Origin of the sequence: Sorangium sp. So ce124 (assembly GCF_051525235.1) — a bacterium.
GTDB lineage: Bacteria > Myxococcota_A > Polyangia > Polyangiales > Polyangiaceae > Sorangium > Sorangium atrum.
This window is the reverse complement of sequence record NZ_CP150312.1, coordinates 7,470,806-7,491,193: the sequence shown is the minus strand read 5'-3', so window position 1 is coordinate 7,491,193 and position 20,388 is coordinate 7,470,806. Positions and strand designations below refer to the sequence as shown.

Sequence of the window (20,388 nt, the reverse complement as noted above, 5' to 3'; positions counted from 1 at the left end):
ATGCGCGCGCGGCCCAGCTTCAGGCGACGACGACAGGTCCGGGCGATCGGGGGTGCCGCGGCGCTGCTCGTCGCGGCTGCCGGCTCGTCCGGGTGCGAGGAGCTCGGCGAGATCTCCCCGGGCGTGTGCGGCAACGGCGTCATCGAGCCGTCGCGCAACGAGGACTGCGACTGCTTCGAGGCCAGCGAGCCCTGCGAGGTGACGACGCGGGATGCGCAGGGCGCGACCTCGAAGACCATGTGCAACCCGGCCGGAAGCGAGAACGAGTGCCGCTTCGCGTGCGACGACGTGGACCACGAGTGCCCGAGCGGGTGGGGCTGCGGGGTCGACCGCGTGTGCCGCGTCTCCACGGGCAATTTCAAGCCGCTCGGCGCCGCGCTGCCGCTCGGCGCGCAGCGGCTGATCACCGGTGATCTCGACGGCGACGGCCGCGGCGACCTCGTGGGCGTCGGCTCGACGAGCCTCGAGGCGCTCTATTTCGATGCGAACAGCACGGTGGGGACCCGGGTGTCGATCCCCTCCGCGGGAGACACGCCCGCGCTCGCGCGCCTGACCGACGACGGGACGACGGACATCGCGCTCAGCGTGGGGCCCGGCGTGGCGATCCTGAGCGGCGAGCCGGGCCGCACGTTCGCGCCGGTCCCCGTGCTCGCGTCGGTGTTTCGCCTGGGTTCGCTGCTCGGCGCGGCGTCCGAGACGACGACCCTCCGCAGCGCGCGGCTCTTGCCCGTCGGAAGCACGCGCGAGGACGGACAGACGTGGATCGCCCTGGTCGTCGGGACCGACACGGGCGGCGCGGCGCCGGAGGACGTCATCGCCGTCGTGCAGGGGTCGGAGAGCGGCCGGCTCTCGCTCATCGATCGGCAGCGCGGGCGGCGCGACGTCGCCGGTCCGCTCGTGAGCGCGGAGCTCGGCGGCGGCCCGCTCCACGAGGTGATCGTCGCCCTCGCGGACGACTCGGCCGTGCACATCTACTCGCCGGACGACGTCGCGCACACCGCGGTGGAGCTCCCGGCCGGCGCGCGGATCGCGGGCGCGGCCTTCCTCCGGGACGTGACCGGCGACGGCGTCCTCGATCTGCTCGTGGGCGCCACGTGCGCGCAGCCTGACCCCCGCTTGCCCGCGGACGCGCCTTGCTACGAGCTCGACGTCGCGGAGGGCGCAGGCGGCGGCGCGTTCGGCGACCTGGCGCCGTACGGCGATCTCTCGTACCCGGCGGGCGACATGAGCTCCGGGCGCTTGCCCGGCTTCGGGGCCCCCGTCGCGATCGGCGATCTCAACGGCGACGGGGTGATCGACATCGTGGACCCCGACGCCGTGAGGCTCGGAGAGGCCCGGCCGTCTCCTCCCTACCAGGTCGAGTTCGGCCGGCTCGCGCCGGCGAACGGCCGGCGCTGGACCAGCGCGGTGATCGCAGACCTGACCGGCAACGGCGCGCCCGACGTCGTCGCCGGCTCCGCGGACGCGACGGATCTGACGTTCTTCAACGGCGTCCCCGGCGCGCAGGCCTCCGACTTCAGGCTCAACGAGCTCAAGATCCCGACGCTGGGCAACGTCTCGAGCTTCGTCGTGGGCGACTTCGACGGCGATCTCCTGCCGGACCTCTCGTTCGCCGAGAGCGCCGGGAGCTCGCTGTCGAGCGCGGATCACCCGACGCTGGCCGTCTGCTTCGGCCGGTACATGAAGGCGCCGGAGCCGCCGGTGCGGCTCGGCGCCTTCGAGGGGCTCCTCGACATCGCGGCGGTGCGGCTCCCCGAGCCGGACGACGCCGTGGACGACATCAGCGTGCTCTTCTCGCACGGCGGGGACGTCGCGTTCAGCCTCATCGAGGGCAGCAGCTCGCGGTCGCTGCTGCCGCCGCTGCCGCTCGTCCGCTCGGGCGACGTGCGGCAGGCAGGCGAGCTGCGCGCCGTGAGGAGCATCGCCGGCCGCTTCGGGGGCGATCGGGCGGAGGTCGCCTCGCTGACGATCGCTCCTCCGAGCCCTGGCTCCTCCCGGGGCTCGGCCGAGCTCTGGCTCTTGCCGGCGGTCGACTCCGGCGCGATCGCCATGGTCGACGAGGCCAAGCACCGCGTCTCGCTCCCCGCGGAGCTCGTTCCCTCCCGGGAGCCCGCGTGGGCGCTGGATGGGGTCGCCGTCGATCTCGACAGCGATGGAACCGATGAGCTCGTCCTCTCGCTGCCGATCGAGGTCGCGGAGGAGGACGCGGCGGCGGAGGCCGGGACGCCGGCCCTGGCCGGCGCGATCGCCCTCGTGCGCCGTGGCGCGAGCGGCGCCTTCGAGGCGCCGGAGGCGGCCTTCGCGCCCGCGCCTCACAGGCTGTACGGGGGGCTCCGCGCCGGCGACATGGACGGCGACGGGCACGCGGACGTCGTGGGCATCGCGTATGAGCTGGCGCCAGGGACCCGCGCGATCACCGCGAGCCGGCTCGCCGTCTTCTGGAACACGGGCGATGGCGCGCTCGAGGCGCCGATCGAGCTCGAGGCGCCCGACCCCAGCCTCGAGGACCTGGCGAGCGAGGTCACAAGCGCCGACTTCGCCCGCGTGGACGCGGGGGCGGGGAGGTCGCTCGTCGTGCTCACGCGCCGCGCGGCCTACGCGCTCGACGTGTGCAGCGAGGGCGCGGCGGACTGCCATGACCTCGGCCAGCGCGAGCTCCGCGAGCTCGACGGCCTCCCCGGCGGCTCCGCGATCGCGACGTGCGACGTCCTCGGCGATGGGGTCGACGATCTCGCGGTGCTCAGCGACGGCGCGCTCCGCGTCCACGAAGGAGTCCCGATCCGCCGATGAAGACCTCGCTATGCGTCGTGCTCATGGCCTTCGCGGCGACCGCGCTCGCGCCGAGCGCGGCCTCGGCGGAGGAGGACATCGAGCAGGCGAAGGCGCTCTACAACGCCGGCGCCCAGGCCTACGCCGCGACGCGGTACCGCGACGCGGTGCAGTCGTTCGAGGCGGCGTACAGGAAGGCGCCGCGCCCCGCCCTCCTGTTCTCGCTGGCCCAGGCCTACCGGCGCCTGTACGTGGTCGAGCAGAGCCCCGAGGCGCTGAGGGCGGCCATCGCGAACTACCGGCGCTACCTGGAGCAGGTCCCGCAGGGCGGGCGCCGAGCGGACGCGACCGAGGCCCTGAGCGAGCTCGGGGTGATGGCCGCGCGCCTCGAGGCGAGCGCTCCGTCGTCGCCCGCCGCGTCCGCCGCGCCGGAGGCGGCGCCGGCCGACGTCAGGCCGCGGACCCGCATCAACGTCACCTCGCCGACCGCGGGGGCCCGCGTGTCCATCGACGGCGGCGCGCTGGCCGACGTGCCACTGATGGCCGAGGTGCAGCCGGGCAAGCACCGGATCAAGATCACGGCCGACGGCCACGTCGACGAGGAGCGCGAGGTGGTCGCGATCGAGGGGGACATCCTCGGGATCGACCGGGAGCTGCGCGAGCGGCCGGCGCTCCTCCAGGTGAAGGCCCCCGTCGGCGCGCAGGTCACGCTGGACGGGCGCCTCGTCGGCACGACGCCGCTGCCGCCCCTCCAGGTCGCCCCCGGCAAGCGGTTCTTCGTCGCCACGAAGAACGGCCACACGCCGTTCTCGCGCGAGCTGACGCTCCGCCGCGGCGAGCGCCGTGTCATCGAGGTGAGCCTCTCGAGCTCCTTCCAGCGGAAGATGTCCTATGGCCTCGTCGCGGTGGGGGTCCTGTCCGCCGGCGTCGGCGTGCTGACGCTGGCCTCGGGCCTCGAGGAAGAGGAGCAGGCGCGCGAGATCGCGGACAAGCGCGCGGCGCAGGGGATCTCCGAGAAGGAGCTGGGCGACTACCAGGCTCACCTCGACACGCGCGACGAGCTCGCGAACGCGACCATGGGCCTGTTCGGCACGGCCGCGGCGTTCGCCCTCGGCGGCTTCGTGTTCTACGCGTTCGACACGCCGAACCTGCCGCCGCTGCCCGCGCGCACGGACCCCGCGCCCGCGCGCACCGGCGGCCCGATGCTCGAGCTCTCGGCCGTGCCGATCCTCGGGCCGGGGCTCGGCGGGGCGGGGCTCGTCGGCCGGTTCTGGTGAAGGCACCGCGGCGCGGGCCGCTGAGGGCGGCCGCCGCGGGCGAGCGGCGGCGATCGATCGCGAGCTAGCGGCTGTATCTGCTGAGAGGAGGTCGACCCGAGCGACGCGCGGTGCTCGGGCGTCGCGGGCCCGCGGGGGAGGCGTCGAACGACGCCTTCGCCCCGCGCGCCCGCCGTCGCTCGATCAGTTGGGGAAACCGTCGAACTGGCAGGTCAGGCTGCAGCCGTCGCCGCCCGTGCGGTTGCCGTCGTCGCACGCCTCGTAGGGTTTCTGCACCTTGCCGTCGCCGCAGTACGGGCCGTAGACGCAGCCCGGCGCGCACTTGCCGTAGCCGCCGGTGTTCTTGCCGTCGCCGTCGTCGCACTGCTCCGGGCCGTTGCGGATGCCGTCGCCGCAGCGCGGGCCGAGCTGGCAGCGCGGGCCGCACTGGCCGTAGCCGCCGTCGTTCTTGCCGTCGTCGCACTGCTCGCCGGGCTGGACAACGCCGTCGCCGCACTGCCCGCCGAGGCGGCAGTTGTTGCTGCAGCCCGTGGCCTCGTTCGGGGGATCGCACTGCTCGCCCCACTCCTCGTCGACGCGGCGGTCACCGCACTTCGCCGCCGGGCTGCAGTCGGGCATGCAGCTCCCGTAGAAGCCGTCGTTCACGCCGTCGTCGCAGGTCTCCGTGCCGTTGACGCGGCCGTCGCCGCAGTACGGCCCGTACTGGCAGAGGGCGTCGCACCCGTTGTATTCGCCGCTGTTCTTGCCCTCGCCGAGATCGCAGTCCTCCTCCGCGGGCTGGACGATGCCGTCTCCGCAGCGCGGCCCGAAGATGCACGAGGGACCGCACTTGCCGTACTCGCCGTCGTTGATCCCGTCGTCGCACTCCTCGCCGAACTGCGGCTGGATCACCCCGTCGCCGCAGTGCGCGCCGAGCCGGCAGCTCACGCAGTTCGGGTCGGTCGCGCTGTCGCACTCCTCGCCCCAGTCCGCGTCGACGCGGTTGTCGCCGCACCTCGGCGCCGGCGTGCAGCCCGGAGCGCAGGTGCCGTAGGTGCCGTCGTTCACGCCGTCGTCGCACGCCTCGGCGCCGTTCCTGATGCCGTCGCCGCAGTACGGCCCGTAGTCGCAGGTCGCGGTGCACCCGCCGTAGCCGCCGGTGTTCTGCGCGCTGCCGAGATCGCAGTCCTCCTCGCCGGGCTGGACGATGCCGTCGCCGCAGCGCGGCCCGTAGAGGCACGCGGGGCCGCACTGGCCGTACCCGCCGTCGTTGACGCCGTCGTCGCACTCCTCGCCGAGGTTCGGCTGCGTGATCCCGTTGCCGCACTGCTTGGGGAGCCGGCAGCTCACGCAGTTCGGGTCGGCCGCGTTGTCGCACTCCTCGCCCCACTCGGTGTCGACGCGGTTGTCACCGCACCTCGGCGCCGGCGTGCAGCTCGGGTTGCAGGTGCCGTAAGCGCCGTCGTTCTTGCCGTCGTCGCACGCCTCGGCGCCGTTCCTGATGCCGTCGCCGCAGTACGGACCGTAGTTGCAGGAGGCGGTGCACCCGCCGTACCCGCCGGTGTTCTGCGCGCTGCCGAGGTCGCACTGCTCTTCCTCGGACTGGACGATGCCGTCGCCGCAGCGCGGCCCGTAGAGGCACGAGCGCCCGCATTCGCCGTACCCGCCGTCGTTGACGCCGTCGTCGCACTCCTCGCCGAGGGCCGGCTGCGTGATCCCGTTGCCGCACTGCGGGGGGAGCTGGCAGTTCAGGCAGTTCGGGTCGGCCGCGTTGTCGCACTCCTCGCCCCACTCGGTGTCGACGTGGTTGTCGCCGCACCTCGGGGCCGCCGTGCAGTTCGCGTTGCAGGTGCCGTAAGCGCCGTCGTTCACGCCGTCGTCGCACCCCTCGGCGCCGTTCCTGATGCCGTCGCCGCAGTACGGGCCGTAGTTGCAGGTCGCGGTGCAACCGCCGTACCCGCCGGTGTTCTGGGCGCTGCCGAGGTCGCAGCGCTCTTCCTCGGACTGGACGATGCCGTCGCCGCAGCGAGGCCCGTAGAGGCACGAGCGCCCGCACTGGCCGTAGCCGCCGTCGTTGACGCCGTCGTCGCAGTCCTCGCCGAGGTCCCGCTGCGTGATCCCGTCGCCGCAGTGCTCGCCGCGCTGGCAGCGCACGCAGCTCGGGTCGGTCGTGCTGTCGCACTCCTCGCCCCAGTCGGCGTCGACGTGGTTGTCGCCGCACATCGGCGCCGGCGTGCAGTTCGGGTTGCAGGTGCCGTAGAAGCCGTCGTTGACGCCGTCATCGCACCCCTCGGTGCCGTTCCTCTTGCCGTCGCCGCAGTACGGCCCGATCTGGCACTCGCGCGTGCAGCCGCCGTAGCCGTTCGCCGTGTTGCCGGAGCCGAGGTCGCACGCCTCGTACGGCGCGTTGACCGCGCCGTCGCCGCACCGGGGCGGGGCCACGCACCCCGGCGCGCAGGCGTTCGAGGCGTTGGCGTACGTGCTGTTGTTGACCCCGTTGTCGCAGGTCTCCATGCCGTTCCTGATGCCATCGCCGCAGTACGGACCGAGCTGGCAGTTGTTGCACTGGCCGTAGCCCGTCCCGTTCTTGGTGCCGTCGTCGCACTCCTCGCCCGGCGTCACGACCGGCGGGTCGACCCCGCACTGCGGCGTGCACACCGACGTGCCGGCGCTGAAGCCCGACAGCGTGAGCTGGTAGTTCGACCCGGTGACGTGGCGCTCGGCCTGGAACACCGCGATCTCGTAGACCTTGCCCGGCTCGAGGTTCAGGTCGACGTCGTAGGGCGCGCGGGCGTCCGCTGGGCAGACGTTCTGGGTGCAGGGGGTCACGCGGGCGTCGCCGTTGTCCAGGATGGTCACGCTCTCCTGGAGCTGCCCGTGGATGCCGCCGATGTCCGCGGTCAGCGTGTTCTTGATGAACACCCAGACGTCGTCGTCACCGAAGAACGTGAGCACCGGATCGGCCGCGGCGCCGTTCGGCGTGAACTGGAACCAGTACCGGACCTCGCTCGTGAAGTAGTAGTTGTGCGAGGGGTTGCTCTGCTGCGCCTTCTCCAGCCCGGCGGAGACCAGGTTGTTGAGCCTGGGATCGCCATTCGGCGGGGTGGGGTCCACCGGCCAGAACGGGTTCCGCTGGTACACGTACCTGCCGGCCTGCGGGGTCAGCTCGATGGTGGTGACGAGCGTCCTGTTGTACGTCGCGTTGTCCCGGTACCACCACTGGAAGTTGTTCTGCCCCGTGGTCCACCCGTTCGCGTCGCTCGGCGTGACGAAGCCGGGGCCGAATCTGCTGACGGGCTTGCCGGCGGAGTCGAGCGTCGGCTGGACCATCTTGTCGATCTGATTGCCGCTGGGGTCGATCTCGAAATCGAAGTGCCCGACGAGGGTGTCGTTCAGGTTGTTGTCGCACGCGCTGTTGCTGACGGTGCGGTCGTACGAGGTCGGGCACCAGCCGATGAAGTCGCGGATGACCATCGGCAGCCGCATCTCGCTGGGCTGAACGGCGCAGGTGTAGCCCGGCTCGATCGTGCACGTGGCGGAGCAGCCGTCGCCGCTCACGGTGTTGCCGTCGTCGCACGCCTCGGTGGCGTCGCCGGGCAGGAGCATGCCGTCGCCGCACTTCGAGATGCACGCGCCGCCGCTGCAGTTCGGCTCGCCCTTGCAGTCCGGCGTGCAGCCGTCGCGCCAGTTGCCGTTGCCGTCGTCGCAGGCCTCGGTGCCCTCGCGAATGCCGTTGCCGCAGACGGAGAAGCCCGTGCAATCCTGGGGCTCTCCGTTGTCGCAGACGCTCCCGGGCTCGATCCGGCAGGTCTCGTCGCAGCCGTCGTCCGAGAAGGGATTGCCGTCGTCGCACTGCTCGGCGCCGTTCTTGACGCCGTCGCCGCAGACGGTCTTGCAGGGGAACCCGACGCGCGAGCAGTCCCACCCGTCCTCGATCGTCTTGCAATCGGCGCTGCATCCGTCGCCGCTCGCCGGGGGCTGCTTCCCGTCGTCGCACACCTCGGTTCCGCTGATCTTGCCGTCGCCGCACACGGGCGGCGGCGGCGGGGTGCAGCGTCCGCCGCCCGGCGGGCACGTCCAGCCGACCTCGATCTTGCACTGCGCTGTGCAGCCGTCGCCGCCGACAGGGTTTTCCCCGCCGCCGTCATCGCACTGCTCGCCGAGCTGCACCGTGCCGTCGCCGCAATAGGTCCTCACGGTGCAGGGCTGGCCGGGCTTGCAGATCCAGCCCTGTTCGAGCCGGCAATCCGCCGTGCAGCCGTCGCCCGACGCGGGCGGTTTGCGGCCGTCGTCGCACTCTTCGCCGTTGTTCACCCGGCCATCGCCGCACTGGAAGACGAGGACGCAGGCCTTGCCGGGCTCGGGGCACACGTACGCCGGGTCCACCGTCTTGCAATCCGCGCTGCAGCCGTCGCCGCCCGCGGTGTTGCCGTCGTCGCAGATCTCGCCGGGGTTCACGGTGCCATCGCCGCACCGGAACAAGAGCACGCAGGGCTGCCCCGGGGTCGGGCAGCTGTAGAAGGACTCCTGCCGGCACAGGCTAGAGCAGCCGTCGCCGCCCGCGGTGTTGCCGTCATCGCACTGCTCGCCGGTCTCCTTGAGGCCGTTGCCGCAGACCGGCAGCCGCGTGCACGGCTGGCCCGGCAGGCTGCACTGATACCCCTGCTCGCGCATGCAGTCCGCGCTGCAGCCGTCGCCGCTCCGGGTGTTGCCGTCCTCGCACTGCTCGCCGTCGTTCACGCGGCCGTCGCCGCACCAGTAGTTGAGGGTGCAGGGCTGGCCCGGCGTGGTGCACGTGTAGATCGGGTCCACCCCGCTGCAGTCGGCGCTGCAGCCGTCGCCGCCCACGGTGTTGCCGTCGTCGCAGACCTCGCCCGGGCTGAGCACGCCGTCGCCGCACCGGATCAAGAACTCGCAGGGTTGCCCCGGCGTCCTGCAGTTGTAGAAGGCCTCCTGCCGGCACAGGCTCGAGCAGCCGTCGCCGCTCGCCGTGTTGCCGTCGTCGCACTGCTCGCCGGTCTCCTTGAGGCCGTTGCCGCAGGCCGGCAGCCGGGTGCACGGCTGACCGGGGCGGCTGCACTGATACCCCTCCTCGCGCATGCAGGTGGCGCTGCAGCCGTCGCCGCTCCGGGTGTTGCCATCCTCGCACTGCTCGCCGTCGTTCACGCGGCCGTCGCCGCACCAGTAGAGGCGGGTGCAGGGCTCACCCGGCTTGGGGCACGTGTAGATCGGGTCGACCGCCTTGCAATCCGCGCTGCAGCCGTCGCCGCCCACGGTGTTGCCGTCGTCGCAGACCTCGCCGGGGTTGATCGCGCCGTCGCCGCACCAGTAGAGGAGGGTGCAGGGCCGACCCGGGGTCGGGCAGGTGTAGAAGGCCTCCTGCCGGCACAGGCTCGAGCAGCCGTCGCCGCTCGCGGTGTTGCCGTCATCGCACTGCTCGCCGCTCTCCAAGGCGCCGTTGCCGCAGACCGGGAGCCGCGTGCAGGGCTGCCCGGGCCGCGAGCACACGAAGCCGGGCTCGCGCGTGCAGGTGGCGCTGCAGCCGTCTCCGGACGCGGGCGGGTCGTCGCCGTCCTCGCACTGCTCGCCGTTGTTCACGCGCCCGTCGCCGCAGCGATAGAGGAGGATGCAGGGCTTCCCCGGCTCGGAGCACGCGTAAAGCGGGTCCAGCGTCTTGCAGTCGGCGCTACAGCCGTCGCCGTCATGGGTGTTGCCGTCGTCGCAGATCTCGCCCGGATCCACCGCGCCGTCGCCGCACCGGATCAGGAGCTCGCAGGGCTGCCCCGGCGTCGTGCAGACGTAGAAGGACTCCTGTCGGCAGAGGCTCGAGCAGCCGTCGCCGCTCGCGGAGTTGCCGTCGTCGCAGAGCTCGCCGGCCTCCTTGATCCCGTTGCCGCAGACCGGCAGGCGCTCGCACGGTTGCCCGGGCTTCGGGCACACGAAGCCCGCCTCCCGCTTGCAGTCCGCGCCGCAGCCGTCGCCGGACGTCTCGTTGCGGTCGTCGCACTCCTCGGAGCCGTTCACGCGGCCATCGCCGCAGTCGTAGAGCAGCGTGCACGGCTCGCCCGGCCTCGGACAGACGTACGAGGGATCGACGAAGATGCAGTCTGCGCTGCAGCCGTCGCCGTCCGCGGTATTGCCGTCGTCGCAGAACTCGCCGGGATCGACCACGCCATCGCCGCACGCGATGGTCAGCACGCACGGCTCGCCGGGCGTCGGACACGCGCAGTAAGGCTCGATCTCGCACAGACCGGAACAGCAATCGCCGGGCAGGCTGTTGCCGTCGTCGCACGCCTCGCTGGCCTGGTTGATCTCGCCGTCGCCGCAGGCGGGCTCCTGGGGCAAGAGGCACTCGGGGGGCGGGTCGTCGACGGCGCAGGGATCGGGCCCGCCGCCGCTTCCGCCGCCGCCGGAGGCGACGCCCGAGCCGAAGTCATTGCCGCCGTCGCCGGAGCCGCTGGAGGTCACGCTCCCCGCGCCGCCTGTGCCAGGCTCGCCCGTGGAGGGCGCGCCCCCACCACAGGCGGCGACTATTTGCAGCAATCCAACGGCCAAAGCCAGATAAGACGTTCTCAAACTCACGACACACCTCGACGAACACGAGCGGCTGCGCTCGGGCAGGACCAGGACGAACACGAGCGGCTGCGCTCGGGCAGAAAGGCCGACGACCCGTTTCCAGGGTAGCCCGGCCGCCCTTCGCACCTCTAGGCGAAAATCACTTCATCCTGCGCCACTCGGCCACTCCCGCACGGGTTCCCGTTCGCAGCGGAGTCTGCGGAGCGCCGCTGACGAATGACGCGCGTTGCGCGACGCAGCGACGGATGGACACGGTGTTTCATTTCAGCTGCTGGTGCACGGGCGCGCGGGCCAGGCTGGCAGCTCGGTTCGGTCTTGACATTCGCTCTGCGACGGGACGTCGGAGATGGTTTGCGTCCCAAGAGGGCGCGGAGATCTCCGCGCCCCGCGGATCCCGCGGCGGCGCGCTATCCGCCTGCTCGCCCCAGCACGCCGCCGAGGCCCATCCACGCGATGTACGCCCGCTGCACGTCCGCTGTCTTTCGGTTGATCTCCTCCACGGCGCCGTTGCCCAGCGGGTCGAGCACGGTGCGCAGCGGCCGCTCCCCGGCCGGCAGCGCCGTGAGCCTCAGGATCGCGTCCGCGACCTGCTGCGGGTCTGGCGGGCCTTGGCGCTTCATCGTCTCGATCACCGGCTTCCACAGCTCTGTGGCGAGCGCGAACAGGGGGCCATACTCCGCCGCTCGGGCCTCGTCGGCCTGCATCGCGTTGGCCATCACGCCGGTCGTCGGGAACGCGCCCGGCTCGACGATGGCGACGTCGATCCCGAGCGGCGCGAGCTCGTAGCTGATGCACTCGGCCATCGCCTCGAGCGCGAACTTGCTCGCGCTGTAGTGGCCGAAGAGCGGCGTCACGACCCGCCCCACGGCGCTGCTCACGTGAACGAGGAGGCCGCTCTTCTGCCGCCGCATCGCGGGCAGCACGGCGCGGTTGACGCGCACGGCGCCGAGGTAGTTCACCTGGAACGTGGCCTCGGCCTGCGCCACGGTGAACGCCTCGAGCGGCCCCTGGGACAGGACGCCCGCGTTGTTGATCACGACGTCGACGCCGCCCGCCTCGTCGAGCACGCGCGCCACGGCCGCGTCGACCGAGGCGTCGCTCGTCACGTCGAGCTCGATCACGCGCAGCGCGAGCCCCTCGCGCGCGGCGAGCTCCGCGAGCTCGGACGCCGGCCCCGCGTTCTTCGACGTGATCGCGCGCATCGCGGCGAAGACGCGGTGTCCCGCGCGGGCGAGGGTGACCGCGGTCGCGCGGCCGAAGCCGCTGCTGGAACCTGTGATGAGGGAACGGAGCTCTCGGGTCATTCTCACGCTCGCTTTCGAAAGGGGGAGCAGGGAGCGTATCGCGCGGGATCTCCCCGGTGGAACCGGCGAACCGCGCTCGTCGTGCTTCTGCGCGCCGAGATAGTTCCATTGGGCCTGGACCGACCGACTCGGTAGATGGCTGGGCGGCGCGATACACCTGCGGATTGCCCTCCTTGACCCCTTTGGGTTGAACCGTATAGTCAGCCAGACGGTCGGGCTGCTCACAAAGCGTGTCTGCCGGACCGTCGAGCCCACGACCGCAGCCCCGCGCGGGTTGCGGACGTGTGCGCCGTGGTTGCATCGTCCACCATCACATCATCGGAGGTTCGAATGGAACACTTGATTCGCCAGATCGCCCAGGATCGTCTCTGGAAGCAGTGGATCGCGGCCAACTCGTCCGGTGGGCCGACCCTCGACGCCGGCTGCATCTCGCGGAAGGAAGGGTGCATCTCGAAGAAGGCCGGCTGCATCTCGCGGAAGGAAGGGTGCATCTCGAAGAAGGCCGGCTGCATCTCGCGGAAGGAAGGCTGTATCTCGAAGAAGGCCGGCTGTATCAGCTGACGGGGCTCCGGGGGCGCGGGCGAGGCGGCAGGACCATGTTCTTCTTCCCGTGGTCTTCTGCCTCGCTCGCGCGCGTCCGGAAGGATGGGTGCTGCGCTTCTCGATGGCCGTTCAACCTTCTTCCTGGAGTCGACCGATGGACACCCACGGACCGACGCTCGCAGCGATGATCGATCAGGTCAGGGACATCCCTATCTACCGCCAGTCGATCGAGGAGGGCTCCTTCCCGATCCTGGAGAAGCCGGAGATCGCAAGAGGCTTTCCGGACAACTGGATGACCCCGAGGCTCGCCGAGGCGCTGAAGGTCGGCGAGGCAGAGCTCGTGCTCTCGACAGGGACCAACCACGCACGGATGCAGATCATCCGCCCGCCGTTCTTCCTCCTGAAGTCGTACTACCGGCTGTGGAGCGATCACCCCGACATCGCGGTCACCTGGCATGAGGGCTGCCAGCGCGCCTCGATCACCACGGTGCTGGCGACCGAGCACGTGGCGCGGCTCGCCGCGAGGCGGCGCGGCGCCGAGGTGCCGGCGCTCCCCAGCCTCGAGGATCGCCGGCTCGACGCGCGGACGCTCTATATCAACCTGCGGCTCGACCCGGCGCTCTGGGATCGCGGCGACGTCGAGCGCATGCTCGCCGAGATGACCGCCGTTCGGGAGGCGCACCCGCGACGCCTTTACCACGTCGACTGCGACGGCTATCACCTGGCTCACCTGGTGAAGAAGGCGCTCGACCTCGGAGCGTGGGAGCGCTTTCCGAGGCCGGCCAGCATCGTTCACGCCTACGAGCTCACGCCGAGGAACGTGCGGCGGTTCCTGGCGCAGCACTTCGAGTGCCCTATCGTCGACCTGTTCGGCAGCACGGAGCTCGGATATCTGTATTACAGCGATCGTCACGGCCGCTACTGGCCTCACCTCGACCAGATGCACCTGGAGCTGATCCCTGTCGAGGAGGGCAGCGCGATCTACAGCCTCATCGTCTCGAGCGTCCGCAACCCTTGCATGCCGCTCATCCGCTATCGCTCGGGCGACTGCGCCGAGACGGTCGACGGCTCCCCCGATCCGCTCCGGATCCGCCGGTTCTGCGGGCGCGAGCGGGAGCTCCTCTGGGCGCAGCAGAGGGGCCCGATCTCGCAGGCCGATCTCGATGACTGGATCGCCGTCTCCGCGCCGTCCATCTTCGTCTATCAGCTCCACGCGGAGGGACAGCGGCGGGGCCGATTGCTCTATACAACCTTCGACGGCGCGCCCGTCGCCCCGGCCGCGGCGCGCGCGCTGCGAGAGCGGATCTGGGAGGGCGCCGGCCTCGACTGCCTCCTCGATCACCGCGCCCACATCGCGATCGGCAAGTCCGGGAAGTACGCATGGCTGGTGCAGGGCGGCGAGGCCGCGGAGCGAGGTGGCTCGTGACGATGGAACGACCCAGGGCGACGGCCGCCGCGCTGAAGGCGCTGCTCGACGGCGCGTTCTTCTCCGGCGTGGTGCGCCATTTCGTGCGGACGACCGGAGAGGAGCCCGCGACCGTCGAGCGCCAGGTGCTCGAATGCCTGCGGTACCTCTACCTGATATCGCGCTACCCGGAGCCGCTGGCCGGGCTGTTCTTGCCCGTGGAGCAGGCGATCGACGAGGTCTGGCATTACCTGATCTTGCAGACGCGGGAGTACCGTGAGCTGTGCGAGGAGCGCCTCCCGGGCCGCTTCTTCATCCATCACCGCAGCCTGCCCTACGAGGACTATCAGGAGGCGCAGGCCAGCCGGGAGCAGGCGATCGAGGAGGCGCTGCGCTGGCTGCCGCTCTACCGCGACGAGTTCGGCCCCTTCGACGAGGGCGCGCTGCCTCACTGGACGATGGTGCGCTTTCTCCACCAGCGCCTGGGCCTCTCCCTCGAGGCGATCGCGGCGCTCGACGCGGGAGACGGGGCCGCCCTGCCTGGCGTGGAGCGCGTCCCTTGAGCTGTCAGGCTGTTGTCGCCTCGCCCTCGCCCTCGCCCTCGCCCGCGCCCGCCACGTCCGTCAACACGCTGGTCCTGCTGCTTTGCCAGGTCCTGGGGATCGCTTCTGTGGTGTCGGTCCAGTTCGCCGGCAGCGTGGTCGGTGAGCGGCTCGCGAGGGACATGCGGCTCGCGACGCTCCCGGTGGCCGTGCTCGTGCTGTCCTCGGCCCTGGGCACCTGGCCGGCCAGCCAGCTGATGCGCCGCTTCGGGCGCAGGCCCTGCTTCATCGCCGCGGCGCTCCTGTCCGCCGGCTGCCTCGCGCTCGCGGCGCGCGCGGTGGACCGCTCCGATCTCCCGCTGTTCTGCGCGGCGGTCTCCGGCGTCGGCCTGCACGGCGCCTTCGTGCAGCAGTACCGCTTCGCGATCCTCGAAGGGCAGGAGAGCCACCGGGCGCCGCGCCTCCTGACCATGATCCAGCTCGCCAGCGCGCTCGGCATCGTCCCCGGGATCTCGCTCTTCGGCCTGCTGGAAGGGCGGACGTCCAGCGAGCTGCCCTCTGCCCTGCTCGTCCTTTCGGCGCTCCAGGTCGTCGCGGCGCTCGCGTTCGTCTCGTACCGGCCGCAGGAAGCGCGGGTCGCGGAGGCCTCCGCCGCGCCCGAGGCGGGGGCTCGCGCGCTGTACTGGCCCATGGTGGCGATGGGCGCCGGCGCTTTCCTGGTGATGAGCCTGATCATGGTGCCGACGCCGCTCCAGATGTGCGGCGTCGAGCAGAGCTCGATCCGGCAGGCGGGCTGGGTGATCGAGGTGCACCTCCTGAGCATGTACCTGCCTTCGCTCTCGGTCGGCGCCCTCCTGAAGCGGATGTCGATCGCGGCGCTCCAGGGGCTCGGGCTGCTGTTCCTGCTCGCGGGGTTCGTGATCAGCCTGGCTCCAGGGCTCGAAGGGCACCTGGTCGGGCTCTCGCTGGTCGGGGTCGGATGGTGTTATGTGTTCCTGACCGCGACGACCCTTGTCGCGCGCAGCCGCTCCGGTCCCGAGCGTTTCCGGGCGCAGGGCGTCAATGATCTGTGCGTGTTCGCCGCCAGCGGCGCGGCGTCGCTCTCGTCCGGCGCGCTGCTGGCGGCGCTGGGGTGGAGCGGCCTCGTGCACCTCGGGGTGGCGCTGGTCCTGGGCTTGATGGCGCTCGCGCTTCGCGTCCATCGCGCCTCGCGCCCGGCGCCGGCGCAGGGCGGCGTGCGTCTCTGAAGCGATCGCGCGGGGCCGCGATCGACGTTTCGCGCATTGGGCGCATTTTGCACCTTTCGCGCGCCGATGTCCGGAGAGGGAGGTGAACATCATGTCTGACATGCAGTCGAATCGTTCAGGAGGCGACCCGGCGCCCGTCGGCCCGCTCGACGCCGTCGTCGTCGGCGCCGGGTTCGCGGGCCTGTACATGCTCTACCGCCTGCGCCGGCTCGGCCTCTCGGTCCGCGTCTACGAGGCGGGCGGCGGGGTGGGCGGCACCTGGTACTGGAACCGCTACCCCGGCGCGCGCTGCGACATCGCCAGCATGGACTACTCCTATTCGTTCTCTCCGGAGCTCCAGCAGGAATGGACGTGGACCGAGCGATACGCCACGCAGCCGGAGATCCTGCGTTATCTCGAGCACGTCGCGGACAGGTTCGAGCTCCGCGCGCACATCCAGCTCCGGACGCGGGTGACCGCGGCTGCCTTCGACGAGGCGACGGATCGGTGGGCGATCCGGACCGACGACGGCGCCAGCGTGTCCGCCCGGTTCTTGATCATGGCGACCGGCTGCCTGTCCGCCGCGAAGGCGCCCGATCTCAAGGGGCTCGAGGCGTTCCGGGGCGAGCGATACCACACGAGCCACTGGCCGCACGGCGGCGTCGACTTCACCGGCAAGCGCGTCGGCGTCATCGGCACGGGCTCGTCCGGCGTCCAGGTCATCCCCGCCATCGCCGAGCAGGCGGCGCGCCTCTTCGTCTTCCAGCGGACGCCGTGCTTCAGCGTGCCCGCGCGCAACGCGCCCCTGGAGGCCGCTCACGAGTCGTGGATGAAGGCGAACTACGCGGAGCACCGGCAGAGGGCCCGCGAGACGCGCGCCGGGGTCATCATGGATGTCGACCCGCGGTCGGCGCTGGAGGTGTCGCCCGAGGAGCGGGAGCGCGCGTACCAGGCTCGCTGGGAGCAGGGCGGCACCGGCTTCCTCGCCACGTTCTCGGACGTGATGCGGTCCCGGGAAGCCAACGAGACCGCAGCCGAGTTCGTCCGATCCCGGATCCGCGCGGCGGTCCGCGACCCGGACGTCGCCGAGGCGCTCTCGCCGAGGGGGTATCCGCTGGGGACCCGGCGGCTCTGCGTCGACACCGGCTATTACGAGACCTTCAATCGGGAGAACGTCACGCTGGTCGACGTCAAGGCGTCGCCGATCGAGGAGATCACGAAGGCGGGGCTCCGGACGCGCAGCGCCGAGTACGCGCTCGACAGCCTCGTGCTCGCCACGGGCTTCGATGCCATGACGGGCGCCTTGACCCGGATCGAGCTCCGCGGGAGGGGCGGCGAGCCGCTCAAGGCGAGGTGGGCCGACGGCCCGCGTACGTACCTCGGCGTCGCCATCGCCGGCTTCCCGAACCTGTTCACGATCACCGGCCCTGGGAGCCCGTCCGTGTTCAGCAACGCGATCGTCTCCATCGAGCAGCACGTGGAATGGATCGCGGACTGCATCGCCTACCTGCGAGAGCGCGGCTTCGCGCGCATCGAGGCCACGGCCGAGGCGGAGGACGGGTGGGTCGCGCACGCCAGAGAGGTGGCCGACGGCACGCTGTATCCGCTGGCCAGCTCCTGGTACGTCGGGGCGAACATCCCTGGCAAGCCGCGCGTCCTCATGCCCTATGCCGGGGGCGTCGGCGCCTACAGAAAGCGGTGCGAGGCGGTCGCGGCTCGGGGATACGAGGGGTTTTGCCTGTCGAGAGCAGGATAGCCGCGTCCAACCGGGGAGGGCGCTCGTGATGGGCGCGATCGGCGCGGAGGCCGAGCACGTCGGCTCCCGCTTGCCCGGCCCCACCGGCGCCGTTCGCTGGCTCGAAGGAAGACGCGCGAGGGGGCCATCGGCAGCGCGCGGCCGCCGGCTGCCCATCGCCTGGCGATCGTGGTAGCTGACCGCGGTGCCAGCCACACACGAACCGTCGTATCTGGTCCCGGAGGCCGTCGTCGCCTTCGATGAGGGCGCGCGGCAGGCGGTCTACGACGTCATCGCCCTGCGGCGCGACGTGCGGCAGTTCGAGCCGGGGCGCGCGCTCGACCGGGCTGTCCTGCGGCGCATCCTCGAGGCCGCGCACCTGGCGCCCAGCGTGGGATTCTCCCAGCCCTGGGGCTTCGTCGTCGTGCGTGACGAGGCGCAGCGCGCGCGCATCCGCGAGAGCTTCCTTCGCTGCCGTCAGGCGGAGGCTGCCCGTTTTCCGGCGGGCCGGCGCGAGCAGTACCTCTCCTACCGTCTCGAGGGCATCCTCGAGGCGTCGCTCAACGTGTGCGTCGCGGTCGACCTGAGGCCTCGGGGGGAGGCGATCCTGGGCACCATCGTCCAGCCGGAGGCGGTGCGCGCGAGCGCGTGCTGCGCGGTGCAGAACCTCTGGCTCGCCGCGCGCGCCGAGGGCGTCGGCGTCGGCTGGGTCAGCATCGTGGAGCCCGCCGTCCTCCGCGCCGAGCTGCGCCTCCCGCCGGGCGTGGAGCCGGTAGCGTACCTCTGCCTGGGCCACCCGGTCGCCTTCCGGCGGCGGCCGATGCTGGAAGAGAGCGGCTGGCGAGAGCGGCGCGCGCTCGATGAGGTCGTCCACGAACATGGCATCTGGCGAGACCGCGAGGACGCCGCCACGCCGGCGGCGGGCCGCGCGGGCGAGGCGCCGCGCTCATCGCTCCGGACGACGGCGATCCCACCGCTGGACGCCGCCGCCGTGGAGGCCTCTCGCGCGCACCAGGCCACGCTCGGCCTGCCGGCGGGCAGCCTGGGGCGAATCGAGCAGCTCGCGGCGTGGTGGGCCGGCGTGCGTGGCGAGCTCCCGCTCCCGTTGCCCGCGCCGGGGCTGGCCGTGTTCTGCGCGGACCACGGCGTCGTCGCCGAGGGCGTGAGCGCTCACCCCTCGTCGGCGACGACGGCGAGGCTCGCGGACGTGATGGCCGGGGGCGCGGCGGTCTCGGCGCTGGCGGCGCGCCACGGCGTGCGGCTCGTGGCGGTGGATGTCGGCCTCACGGGCGATCTCTCGGCGCTGCCGTGTGCGCCGGTCGTCCCGCTGGTGCCGCGGGTGGTTCGGCGCGGCACCGGAAACCTGCGGCGCGAGCCGGTGATGACGCGCGGCGAGGCGGCTCGCGCGATGGAGGCGGGCGCCGAGACCGCCCGCGCGCTCGCCGCGGAGGGCGTCACGCTGGCGGGCATCGGCGACATCGGGATCGGCAACACGACGGCGGCGACAGCGATCCTGTGTGCCCTCACGGGCGCGCCGCCGGCGAGCCTCGCGGGACCGGGCGCCGGCCTCGACGCGGAGGGCGTCGCGCGCAAGGCCGGCGTCGTCGCCGACGCGCTCGCGCTTCACGCGCCCGATCCCGCGGACCCTCTCGACGTGCTCGCGAAGGTCGGCGGGCTGGAGATCGCCGCGATGGCCGGCTTCGCGCTGGAGGCCGCGCGGCTGCGCGTGGGCGTCGTCGTCGATGGGCTGACGGCGTGCGCCGCGGCCCTCTGCGCCGTCAGGACGGCCCCGACGCTCCGGCCATGGCTCCTCGCGGCGCACCGCTCGGCCGAGCCGGCGGCGGCCCTCGCGCTCACCGAGCTCGGGCTCGATCCGCTCTTCGATCTCGGACTAGGGGTGGGCGAGGGGATCGGCGCCGTGCTCGGGTTGCACCTCGTCGGCGCCTGCGTCTCGACGTTGAGCGGGCTCGACCCTCGTCGCGAGCTCGCGCGCGGCTCCGGCGCTCACGGGGTCGTGGTCTCCGTCTCCGCCTCGGGCGCCGGATCCTTGTAGAACGCCACGTCGTCGATCCACACGCTGAATTGACGGCTCGCTGCGAAGCGGAACTGGACGGCCCAGATCTTCGTCAGGTCGATCGCGTCGAACGCCTGGCCCCAGCCGGACTGCTTGAGGCTGGCGAAGGGCACCTTGATTTGAGTCCAGCAATTCGTCAGCGTGACGGTCTTGGTGAAGTGATCGCTGCATCCGCCGTCAGCAGAGGTGCAGACGCCGCCATCTTGCCAGGTCTGCGTGTCGACGACGTCCACGAGCACCTTGTTGTAGGAGCCTTTGTCGGCGTAGGCAAAGAAGGTGACGCCGCTGAACTCGGAGGCGTTGTAGAGGCCCAGCTGGGACGACGAAGCGCTGTTCAGCTGGAAGCCGAAGAGGGCTCCCCAGCTCTCGAACAGGTCGTCGGCCACGACGTGCGCTGCCAACGTGCTGTCTCCGCGCGGCGCTTCGAGGAGGCTCATCGCGAACTGCTCGCCGACTCCGGGCGTCTGCGTCCCCTTGCCATCGTTCGCTACGAACCAGAGCCCTTGCCGTGGGTTCGTCTCATCTTCCACGTCGATGATGAAATGGTCGTCATCTTCCATGTCGTCGATCAACGACAGTTCCAGCGTGGGGTCGCCCAGCGGCGGCGCCGGGCATCCGCCCCCTGCTCCTCCACCGCCCGCCTCCCCGCCAGCGCCGCCTTCGCCGCCAGCGCCCCCGCCTCCCGCGTCCGTGCCGCCGGTGCCGCCTTCACCGCCAGCGCCCCCGCCTCCCGCGTCCGCACCGCCGGTGCCGCCTTCGCCGCCGGCGCCCCCGCCTCCGGCGCCGCCCTTCCCTACCTCGTATAACTTATCGAAGCCGAAGATCTGGGCACATCCAACCCCGAGCACCGCAATGAGGCACCCGCTGGTCCACCGCGCAAAAGCCAGCTTGCTGTTCATGGTCATGGAAGGGATCTCCGAGAAGCTTCGGCCAATCACGATAGGACGCTGCGTGCCAG

11 protein-coding genes are annotated in these 20,388 nt (G+C 71.8%); 8 read left to right on the top strand and 3 right to left on the bottom strand.

Annotated features, from left to right (window positions below; genetic code table 11):
- On the top strand, nt 1–2,790 hold the full coding sequence (locus tag WMF19_RS28035) for an FG-GAP repeat domain-containing protein (RefSeq protein ID WP_437893164.1): 2,790 nt from the start codon (nt 1–3) through the stop codon (nt 2,788–2,790).
- Nucleotides 2,787–4,046 carry a PEGA domain-containing protein gene (locus WMF19_RS28030; RefSeq protein ID WP_437893163.1) on the top strand — a complete coding sequence of 420 codons (1,260 nt, stop codon included), beginning with the start codon at nt 2,787–2,789 and terminating at the stop codon, nt 4,044–4,046. Before WMF19_RS28035 ends, WMF19_RS28030 begins: the two co-directional genes overlap by 4 nt.
- A gap of 183 nt (nt 4,047–4,229) precedes the next feature.
- On the opposite strand, the gene WMF19_RS28025 is transcribed toward WMF19_RS28030, so the two are convergent.
- Nucleotides 4,230–10,568 carry a DUF4215 domain-containing protein gene (locus tag WMF19_RS28025; RefSeq protein WP_437893162.1) on the bottom strand — a complete coding sequence of 2,113 codons (6,339 nt, stop codon included), beginning with the start codon at nt 10,566–10,568 and terminating at the stop codon, nt 4,230–4,232.
- Between the two features lie 440 nt (nt 10,569–11,008).
- Nucleotides 11,009–11,905: an SDR family oxidoreductase gene (locus WMF19_RS28020; RefSeq protein ID WP_437901687.1), complete on the bottom strand. Its 897-nt coding sequence runs from the start codon at nt 11,903–11,905 to the stop codon at nt 11,009–11,011.
- A 330-nt stretch (nt 11,906–12,235) separates the two neighbouring features.
- Here WMF19_RS28020 and WMF19_RS28015 point away from each other — a divergent pair, with 330 nt between their 5' ends.
- The 6 genes from WMF19_RS28015 (at nt 12,236) to cobT (ending at nt 19,409) form a co-directional block, all read left to right on the top strand.
- Nucleotides 12,236–12,466 carry a hypothetical protein gene (locus WMF19_RS28015; protein ID WP_437322954.1) on the top strand — a complete coding sequence of 77 codons (231 nt, stop codon included), beginning with the start codon at nt 12,236–12,238 and terminating at the stop codon, nt 12,464–12,466.
- A gap of 136 nt (nt 12,467–12,602) precedes the next feature.
- Nucleotides 12,603–13,874, top strand: a complete 1,272-nt coding sequence (locus tag WMF19_RS28010) for a hypothetical protein (protein WP_437893161.1) — start codon at nt 12,603–12,605, stop codon at nt 13,872–13,874.
- Nucleotides 13,875–13,876: 2 nt separating this feature from the next.
- Nucleotides 13,877–14,416, top strand: a complete 540-nt coding sequence (locus WMF19_RS28005; protein ID WP_437322952.1) for a glycine-rich domain-containing protein — start codon at nt 13,877–13,879, stop codon at nt 14,414–14,416.
- Nucleotides 14,413–15,642, top strand: a complete 1,230-nt coding sequence (locus WMF19_RS28000) for an MFS transporter (protein ID WP_437893160.1) — start codon at nt 14,413–14,415, stop codon at nt 15,640–15,642. The genes WMF19_RS28005 and WMF19_RS28000 overlap by 4 nt, the downstream gene beginning before the upstream one ends.
- 91 nt (nt 15,643–15,733) lie before the next feature.
- Entirely contained in the window at nt 15,734–17,377 is a 1,644-nt protein-coding gene (locus WMF19_RS27995) for a flavin-containing monooxygenase (RefSeq protein ID WP_437893159.1), read from the top strand.
- A gap of 184 nt (nt 17,378–17,561) precedes the next feature.
- A complete protein-coding gene (cobT, locus tag WMF19_RS27990; protein ID WP_437893158.1) occupies nt 17,562–19,409 on the top strand; it encodes a nicotinate-nucleotide--dimethylbenzimidazole phosphoribosyltransferase in 1,848 nt (615 codons plus the stop codon).
- Here cobT and WMF19_RS27985 read toward each other — a convergent pair.
- Nucleotides 19,361–20,335, bottom strand: a complete 975-nt coding sequence (locus tag WMF19_RS27985) for a hypothetical protein (RefSeq protein ID WP_437893157.1) — start codon at nt 20,333–20,335, stop codon at nt 19,361–19,363. The genes cobT and WMF19_RS27985 overlap by 49 nt on opposite strands.
- Between the last annotated feature and the right edge of the window lie 53 nt (nt 20,336–20,388).